This is a genomic window from Bacillus sp. Xin1, assembly GCF_013314535.1.
Taxonomy (GTDB): domain Bacteria; phylum Bacillota; class Bacilli; order Bacillales; family Bacillaceae_G; genus Bacillus_A.
Genome location: NZ_JABUAE010000139.1, coordinates 1 through 1,081, shown reverse-complemented (window position 1 = coordinate 1,081; position 1,081 = coordinate 1). Strand labels below are relative to the sequence as shown.

The following is a 1,081-nucleotide window of genomic DNA, read 5'->3' as shown; positions in this document are numbered from 1 at the left end:
ATTTTTCTCCTGCTCCCCAAAACATACTCATTCCTCCTCCAATGCAGTAACAGTTAAGTAATTCTTCGCTCTCTTCCTCTTCGCCATTCTCCTTTGATAAGCTGGCGTTGTATAATAACGAACCGTTTCAGGAAGTACTCTCATATGTTGAGCGCATTCCTGTATGGTCCATACATACTAGCGATTCACCTTTGTAGACTGCATATTCTTTTAAGTTTGTTAAAACACTTATTTTCAGCCCCCTTTGTTTAGAATTATTAAAACTTTATTTCTCAATATATAGAATCTAGAGTTATTATTAATATTCGTGTATTATATGAACAAAGAGTACCGTAAGAATTACTCTTTGCCATCTTGGAGAGGACCTGCTATTCGTAGCAGGTCCTTTTCTCATAGATTTAAAACGGTTCTGTTGCAAAGTTTTCTAAACTAAGCTAACCTGTAGAAAAAGTGTGAGCAGGAGAATGATATATGGGGTATTTTAAAGGAAAACAGTTTAAAAAGGATATTATTTTGGTAGCCGTCGGCTACTATTGTCGTTTTTCTTTGAGCTATCGTGATGTATCTGAAATCTTGAAAGAGCGTGGTATTTCTATTCATCCAACAACTATCATGCGCTGGGTTCATGAATATGGCAATCTCATCTATCACATTTGGAAAAAGAAAAACAAAAACACACTGTTATCTTGGCGTTTAGATGAAACCTATATCAAGGTGAAAGGGAAATGGTGTTATTTATATCGAGCAATTGATAAAGACGGGCACACATTGGATATTCAACTTCGTCAAAAACGTGACACACAAGCAGCATATGCTTTTATGAAAAGACTTGTTCAATCTTTTGGAGAACCAACGGTTCTGACGACAGATAAGGCCCCTTTTTTAGCTTCCGCATTCAAAAAATTAAAGGAGATAGGTCTTTACAAAAATACCTTTCATCGTACAAGCAAGTACCTCAATAATATCGTTGAGCAAGATCACCGACATGTGAAACGTCGATTCTCCCGTTCTTTAGGATTTCAAAGTCTTCGCCACGCTTCCCGTACCTTGAAAGGCATCGAAACCATTCATGCTTTATATA

At 36.8% G+C, this 1,081-nt stretch carries 1 protein-coding gene and 1 pseudogene; one reads left to right on the top strand and one right to left on the bottom strand.

Going from position 1 to position 1,081, the window contains the following annotated elements; genetic code table 11:
• Positions 1 to 27: 27 nt before the first annotated feature.
• A pseudogene (locus HRG09_RS29600) lies at positions 28 to 232 on the bottom strand (hypothetical protein).
• A gap of 239 nt (positions 233 to 471) precedes the next feature.
• Between HRG09_RS29600 and HRG09_RS28110 the strand changes: the two are divergent.
• Positions 472 to 1,081 (top strand): IS6 family transposase (locus HRG09_RS28110; RefSeq protein WP_174104073.1); only part of this gene is annotated, 610 nt, incomplete at its 3' end.